Genomic DNA, 253 nt, shown 5'->3' with positions numbered 1-253 from the left:
CAGCCGCACCCGCGCCCTTGTCCACCCGAAAGCGGAACCCGTCCAGCTTGCCTACAAATTCACCTTCAACGGTGACTTCACCGGTCTCGTTTACATCGGCCACCATGGCTTCCTTCTGTCCAAGCCGCGCAGCAATACACTTGTGCGCCGATCTACAAATCTTTGAGTCAAACGCTCATGCAGAGCGTCCGACAAGCGGTCTTCTACGACACGCGTCGTGTCGCGCCAATGGCTTTCGTCCTTTGTCCAGCCC

At 57.7% G+C, this 253-nt stretch carries 1 pseudogene; it reads right to left on the bottom strand.

Features of this window, described 5'->3' with window-relative positions:
* Nucleotides 1-253, bottom strand: a pseudogene (locus FCK22_RS19485) (hypothetical protein); the annotation flags it as partial.

Origin of the sequence: Sulfitobacter sp. 15WGC (assembly GCF_005068605.1) — a bacterium.
Classification (GTDB): domain Bacteria; phylum Pseudomonadota; class Alphaproteobacteria; order Rhodobacterales; family Rhodobacteraceae; genus Sulfitobacter; species Sulfitobacter faviae.
Note: the sequence above shows the minus strand (reverse complement) of the source record. Positions and strands in the feature narration are given on the sequence as shown.